This is a genomic window from Heminiphilus faecis, assembly GCF_008728965.1.
Taxonomy (GTDB): domain Bacteria; phylum Bacteroidota; class Bacteroidia; order Bacteroidales; family Muribaculaceae; genus Muribaculum; species Muribaculum faecis.
On the sequence record NZ_VSMC01000026.1, the window covers coordinates 36,407 to 43,861 of the forward strand.

The 7,455-nt window shown below is 49.3% G+C and carries 3 protein-coding genes and 1 tRNA gene; 2 read left to right on the forward strand and 2 right to left on the reverse strand.

From position 1 onward, the window contains the following. Positions 1-35 precede the first annotated feature (35 nt). Together glmS and FW767_RS10760 are read left to right on the forward strand one after the other, a co-directional pair. The gene (gene glmS / locus FW767_RS10755; RefSeq protein ID WP_121700005.1) at positions 36-1,880 is read left to right on the forward strand and encodes a glutamine--fructose-6-phosphate transaminase (isomerizing); all 1,845 of its coding nucleotides are present in this window, start codon (positions 36-38) and stop codon (positions 1,878-1,880) included. 97 nt (positions 1,881-1,977) lie between these two features. Next, a tRNA-Leu gene (locus FW767_RS10760) sits at positions 1,978-2,059 on the forward strand. A gap of 519 nt (positions 2,060-2,578) precedes the next feature. Here the strand turns inward: FW767_RS10760 and FW767_RS10765 are convergent. Beyond that, positions 2,579-3,454 (reverse strand): DUF4861 family protein, encoded by an 876-nt coding sequence (locus tag FW767_RS10765; protein ID WP_121700006.1) that lies wholly within the window; start codon positions 3,452-3,454, stop codon positions 2,579-2,581. 6 nt (positions 3,455-3,460) lie between these two features. Continuing rightward, positions 3,461-7,294, reverse strand: a complete 3,834-nt coding sequence (locus FW767_RS10770) for a hybrid sensor histidine kinase/response regulator transcription factor (RefSeq protein WP_150980595.1) — start codon at positions 7,292-7,294, stop codon at positions 3,461-3,463. Positions 7,295-7,455: the final 161 nt, after the last annotated feature.

Below are 7,455 nucleotides of genomic sequence, written 5' to 3' on the forward strand. Positions count from 1 at the left end.
GTTAAACAACAAATAACACATCTCGATTTATATTTATGTGCGGTATTGTAGGATACATAGGACACCAGCAAGCCTATCCGATATTGATTAAAGGCTTACATCGATTAGAGTACAGAGGCTATGACAGCGCGGGAGTGGCATTGATTAACTCTGAAGACCGACTTAACGTCTATAAGACAAGAGGAAAGGTAAACGACCTTGAGGCGTTTTGCGAATCTAAAGACATAGAAGGCACCATAGGCATAGCGCATACGCGCTGGGCCACCCACGGAGAGCCTAATGACGTAAACGCACATCCCCACTACAGTTCAAACGGTAAAATCGCGATTGTACATAACGGCACAATCGAAAACTATAATGTGCTCAAACAGGCACTTGAGCAACACGGATGCGTATTCAGAAGCGAGACCGACACCGAAGTGGTAGTACAGCTTATAGAATACATCCAGTCGACCAACAGATGTCCGCTCATTGACGCTGTGCGCGAAGCCCTCAATCAGGTCATAGGCGCCTATGCCATAGTAGTCATCGACAGCGAGAATCCCGACACCATAATTGCCGCTCGCAAAAGTTCGCCTCTGGTAATAGGCATCGGAGAGGGAGAGACTTTTATCGCCTCCGACGCTACGCCGATCATCGATTATACCAATCAGGTGGTATATCTGCGCGACGACGAGATAGCAATCATATCACGCGGCGAACCGCTGCGCGTGATAACCAACGACAACCGCACATCAAGCATTGACATACAGACTCTGCGCCTGTCGGTGTCACAGCTTGAAAAAGGAGGCTATCCCCACTTCATGCTCAAAGAGATTTTCGAACAGCCCAACTCCATATATGACTGCATCCGCGGCCGAATAGTCAACAACGGCACAGAGATAAAGCTGTCAGGCATAACCGACCATCCCGACCGTTTTATAAATGCCTCGCGCATCATCATAGTGGCCTGCGGCACATCATGGCATGCCGCCCTTATAGGTGCCCGCCTGTTTGAAAGCATTGCACGTATACCGGCACAGGTAGAGTATGCCAGCGAGTTCCGTTACAGCAATCCGGTAGTGACTCCTCAGGACATCGTCATAGCCATATCTCAATCGGGCGAGACCGCCGACACTCTGGCTGCCATAAAGCTGGCTAAGGAAAGAGGAGCCTTTGTCTACGGAGTATGCAATGTAGTAAGCTCTTCAATAGCGCGCGAGACCGACACCGGCACCTACATACACGTAGGACCCGAGATAGGCGTGGCCTCGACAAAAGCGTTTACAGGACAGGTCACGGTGCTCACCATGCTCGCCCTTGCCATAGGGCAGCTCCGCTGCACAATCTCCAAAGAGAAACTGACCGAGATGGCCCATGCACTGATAAATCTGCCCGAACTGATAAAGGAGACCCTGAAACTGAACAAAAACATAGAACGTCTGTCAAGCATATTCACATATGCCCATAACTTCCTCTATCTCGGACGCGGCTACAACTATCCGAGCGCGCTCGAAGGAGCTCTGAAGCTAAAAGAGATCAGCTACATACACGCCGAAGGCTATCCGGCAGCCGAAATGAAACACGGCCCTATCGCACTTATAGACCGCGAAATGCCCACGGTAGTGATAGCTCCAACCGACGAGCTGCATGAAAAGATCATATCAAACATACAGCAGGTCAAAGCCCGCGGAGGTTCGGTAATAGCCATAGTGACTCGTGGCGATGAAACCATACCCGAAATAGCCGACCACACGCTTGAGATACCTCCCGTACCCGAGTGCCTGTCACCGATTATCGTATCGATACCGTTGCAGCTTCTTGCCTACCACATAGCAGTGATGAAAGGGTGCAACGTAGATATGCCTCGTAATCTCGCCAAATCCGTAACTGTTGAATAACAGCTGTTTAACCATAGCTATGCAACTTTTAACCTACATTTTAGGCCTAAAAGTTGCATAGTTTCTCTTAACTCATTAACTTTGCACTATAAATCCTGCGCACGTGGCGTAATTGGTAGCCGCGCTAGACTTAGGATCTAGTGTCTGACGACGTGGGGGTTCGAGTCCCTTCGTGCGCACAAAAAGCCCTCGGCATTCGCCGGGGGCTTTTTCATACACCCAAAATCCGATTAAACGGAATCATCTGTAAAACGGACTAATTGCAAAAAGTAGGCTTAGATGGGTTGTATTAGACATTGGGCCAATGGATTATGCGCGTTCAAAGCTTTTCAGAATGCTGAAAAGCGATTCGTGAGTCTAATTGCAAAACCCGGTTGAACTGTTAAAATGCTGCAGACGGGCAGGAATGCCGGTAGTACGGCGCGCCCCTATCAGCCTTATCGCCGTATAACAACCACGCGAGCCTGCAAAGGCTCATGCCATTCGTTAGCCGGGCACGAAGTGTCCGGACCGGGGAATTGGTCTCAAACATATTCGAGTCTGCAAAGACTCATGCTTATTGCTGTCGGCATAAGTCTTTGCAGACTCATTGATGGTTGGATGACCTGCATACCGGAGACTGCGCCGTCCGAAAGCCGGCTTGTCCCCGGATTACATTATACGAGAGCCTTTGCAGGCTCTCGCTGTATCGGCGTTTTTTACTTTGACATGAAGCTGTCGAGATAGTCGTGCCACTGCTTGAGTGTGGTTATGTCGGTGCGGTCCCACGCATACCCCCAGTAATATGTAAGTGTATCGCCGGGATTATAACGGGTTATCCCCACAACATGGCTCTTTCCGTCAACAGTGTCGAGGCGTCGGGTTACCGACGGCTGTTTTGCAAAGACAATGCCCATAAATACCTTGCCGTTGTCGGGTCCTTGTGTCGGATCAACATATGACACCCATCGCGGATTGGTGGTGACCGCTCCTGCTTCGTCATGAAGCACTATGCCCGTGGCAAGCTCTACAGGATGCTTCAGCCCGCCATAAACAACTTTTGTACAATTAAGCCTACTTCCTGCGTCAAGCGATATAAGCCGTGTCTCCGTCACGGTATCGCCCCCTACAACAGCGGGAGCAAACGTAAGACGGGCCTCAAAACGCCTTGGTCCATCTCGCAATATATCCACCTTGTCATAACACCACGGATAAAGCAGACTGTCGCCTTCAAGCAAAGCTGTAACACCGGCACCGAGAGTAGGCCCCACTGCATAGCAGTCCATGCCATAGCCGTAGTCCTTGTGATAAGTACGCTCATCGTTCGGATCGAGCTGGTAAGCATACATCATGTCAAGTACAGGCTTGCGCGTAACGCGCTTAAGAAATATATCATAGCCGTAACCGCGCTCACCTCGGCGCTGAGTCTTCGGACCGTAGGCCCTGAATGCCACAAACTCGTTTTCCCACGCAAGGTCGTCATTGCGTTCCGGGTATACTCTGCCCGTCACAACCGCCTCATCGTCATTAACGCCAGCACTGCATAGCACTGCGGCAACAATAAACGATGCCGTCCATTTCCCTTTAAATCTCATATCGTACTATATTTTATGTTTCTTAATGTAGTCTGACGGGGTAGTACCATATTCGTCCTTGAAACATGCACGGAAATAGTCGACCGTATTGAAACCGCTCGCGTAAGCGGCGTCCGATACGTTCATGCCGTCCTCCATCATAAGCCTTACACTGTGTCTAAGTCTGATTTTACGTATCAGTTCATTGGCCGACATCCCCACCACGGCCTTTATCTTGCGGTATAGGGTGGAATTGCTCATATTAAGCTGCTCCGTAAGGAATGCCACATCAAGGTCGGGATTATTGACATGCTCCTCGATTATAGTCTCGATACGTTCGAGAAACTGTTGATCAAGACGGCTCAGCTTCAATCCGTCGCGTGTCTTCACTACCGGACTGTCGCCTGCGATGTCAGGCACCGTCTCTTTCACGCGCCCGGCGAGTCTGCGACGGCTCTCCAGAAGATTTTCGACCCTGCGGAGCAGCAGTTTTGCGCTGAATGGCTTGGTCAGATAGGAGTCTGCTCCCTTATCGTAGCCCTCCTCCTTGTCCTTGGTCGAGTCCTTTGCCGTAAGAAGTATGACCGGAATATGGCATGTAAGCATATCTTCTTTCACTATGCGACACATCTCGAGACCGTCAATCTCCGGCATCATTATATCCGATATTATTATATCGGGTATCAAAGTACGGGCCTTGGCTATGCCGTCCTTGCCGTCATGGGCAGTGGCTATGCGGTAATACTCCGAAAAAGTATCCTCCATATACTGCCGCACCTCGTCGTTATCCTCCACGATAAGTACAAGCGGACGTTTGTCCGTGCACACCTTGCCGGCAGTCTCTTCAGCCTGCTCCTCATCCGCCTCCGGCTCTACCGGTTTGGGTTCTTTGCGTAGTGCGTCGGGATAAGGATTGTCCTTACGTATACGGAAGCGGAATGTAGCACCTTCGCCGAGCACACTCTGTACGGTAAGCTCTCCGCCATGCAGTTCGGCAAGCGACTTGGCCAATGCAAGCCCGATGCCCGTACCGGGTACCTGATGCTTCCCCTCGGCCTGATAATAACGGGTAAATATATGTGGCAACGCCTCGACGCTTATGCCGTGGCCGGAATCCGACACTATAATGTCGGCATATGTCACACCGTCCTCCATCTCTTCGCGCAGCGACAGCGATATATGGCCTTTGGGAGTATATTTTACCGCATTGCTGAGCAGGTTATTCAATATCGTCGTCACCACCTCGCTGTCAAAATACATGTCATTGCCGGTTTTATCGGGCACATCGATAACATATTTAACATCCGGATTATGATTAAGCTCTTTGTAACGTAGTCCTATCTCTTTTACCACGCCTGCGAGCGAGCCGCGTTCCACGGCAAGTTTGCGGTTTTGAGTCTCGGTCTTACGGAACTCAAGTATCTCATTGACCAGATTAAGAAGCCTTACGGCGCTACTGTAGATGAGCTTTACACGTTTCTTGTAAACAGCCGGCAACTTCTTGTCCTCTATCATGTCCTCAAGCGGGCCGATTATAAGAGTCAGCGGAGTACGCAGTTCATGAGTGATATTGGTGTAAAAACGCAGACGCTCGTTTATAAGCTCCTGCTCATTCTGCGATTTCATGCGCGCCGCCTCGACAGAATTTTTCATCACTACATGGCGTGTATAAAAATGTGCTATCATATATATCACCGCGGCGGCAATCAATCCGTAAAAGAGCTTCGCATACCATGTAAGCCACAAAGGCGGAGTCACCTGCATCTCTATGGATGCCACATTGGGCTCGTCCCACTCCTGATGACGCAGACGCGCTTTAACCATAAACCTGTAATCGCCCGGCGGAATATTGCGGAACACAACCGTATGATTGCCTCCGACGTTGATCCACCGGTCATCGTAGCCGACCATTTTGTAAGCGTACTCGACCATATTGTACTGCGAGTAGTCAGGCACGGAGAAAGATATGCTGAAAGAGTTTTTATCATATGGCAACTTTATGCCGTCGCCCGACAGTATATTGAAGTCAGGGGTTTCAGCTCCGTCTACGTAGTCAGACAAGACCTTATAGCCCAATATACTTACCGGCGATACCGCCTCGACTGCATCAAGGTCGGACGGAGAGAATGTACATACACCTTGGAATCCGCATATATACATACGGCCGTCACCCGTCACAGCCACCGGTGTATTGGAAAAACGTCCCGGCATGATGCCATCATGAATGTCATAGTTACGGCAATCGGTAAGGTCTGATGACATCCTCGATATACCGACGTCGGAGACAAACCACAGATTGCCCTGCTTGTCCTCCGTAACGGAATGTATATTTGTATTTGCCAGTCCATGCTCGTAACCCACCGTCACAAGTCCGGTGCCGTCAGCATTGTCAAAACGCACCGCTCCGTCCTGTGTGGCAGCCCATACACGTCCTTCACTGTCGGTGTATATATTGTTGACCACATTATGGCTTAGACCCTCGGCCAACTCAAAATGGGCCTTAATCTCCTTATCAGGACCGATTACGAACACTCCGGCCCCGTAAGTCGATATCCACATATTTTTGTCTTTGTCAAAAGTCAGATCGGTTAGCGTCACATGCTGCATCTTCTCATTGATATAATTGCATTCATGTACTTTTCCGTTGCAGTAAGTAAACAGTCCCGACGACCCGGCAAGGCAGTAAGTACCGTCATCACAACGCACTATGCCATTTATGACAGGCAGTTGAAGATTTCCGGCATCGACCTTCGAAATACGGCCTGACTTGGGATTGTAAAGCAGCAACGTACCGTCATCAAGTCCCAGCAACATTTCGTTTTCATCTCCGCCCATAGAAAATACCTGAGCATATGGACGTGAAACATATCGGCTCAGATTGACCGACCTTACGAAATTCTCGTCGACAAAAAGAGCAATCTCGTTTTCACTGCCGACCCATACGCTACGCCGGTCGCCGGGTAATACAACCATACTGTGCACAGGCCGGTTAACCATTCTCTTTTTATTGGCAAACGCATAAGGAAGCATATTGAACGGCAAAGTAGACCGGCTTATAAAATCGAGTCCGGTATTAAGGCTGCCGATCCAGACATTACCGTAACTGTCCTGAAATATACGATGAACTCCGGGCGAAGACAGACCGGTCTCGTCATAGGTCACTTGCACACTTGCAAATTCAATATTGTCTGGATTATTAAGAGCGAGGCTCTCCAGATCAAGAATGCTGATGCCGCCCATCTCACATGCCAGCCACAGAGTGTTGTCGTCCATGACGGCAAGATGATTGATTTTTGATGAAGCAAGAAGCTTGTCGTTTCGCGAAGAGTTGCGAAACGTGCGGAAAGTACCTGTCGAGCGGTTAAATAACGACAGGCCGTTAGTCGTACCTACCCATATATTCTCGAACCGGTCTTTTACTATACTCAGCACACCATTGTCGGCTATCGAAGTATCACGGGAAGAGTCGGCTACGTATCGGACAAGTTCACCGGTATTTTTATCAAGGACACTCATCCCCTCCCACAGATGCCCTATATACAACTTGCCTTTACCGTCATCAAGAAGAGCCGCGAAATTTATAGGCAGTCCGGGCAATGTCTTGTCGTCATATATTTTTACATCGCCCCGGCGCTTGTCGTAATACATGAGAGTGCCATATCGGGCGGCAATCCATATTCCGTCATTGCCCGAAGCACATATGGCATTGATATTTAAGTTAATCTTCAGCGTGTCTATCGCCTCGATGCGCTCAAACTTCATTTCGGTCAGGTCAAGCACTTCAACCGCCCTGCGGGTGCCGATATAAAGTTTGTTATCTGCATCATCATACAGCAGTGACGTGACGGCATTGCTTCGCAATGGCGAATTACGTATATTATACGTCCTGAAGCTGTTGGAAAAGCCACTCTACTTTGACCCTTTTGGCCAAACAGAATTCACCCCTTTGGCCATAATATGATTGACCCTTTTGGCCCAAATAACATTAACCGCTTAACACAAGAGTTATTAGAGATTTTTTG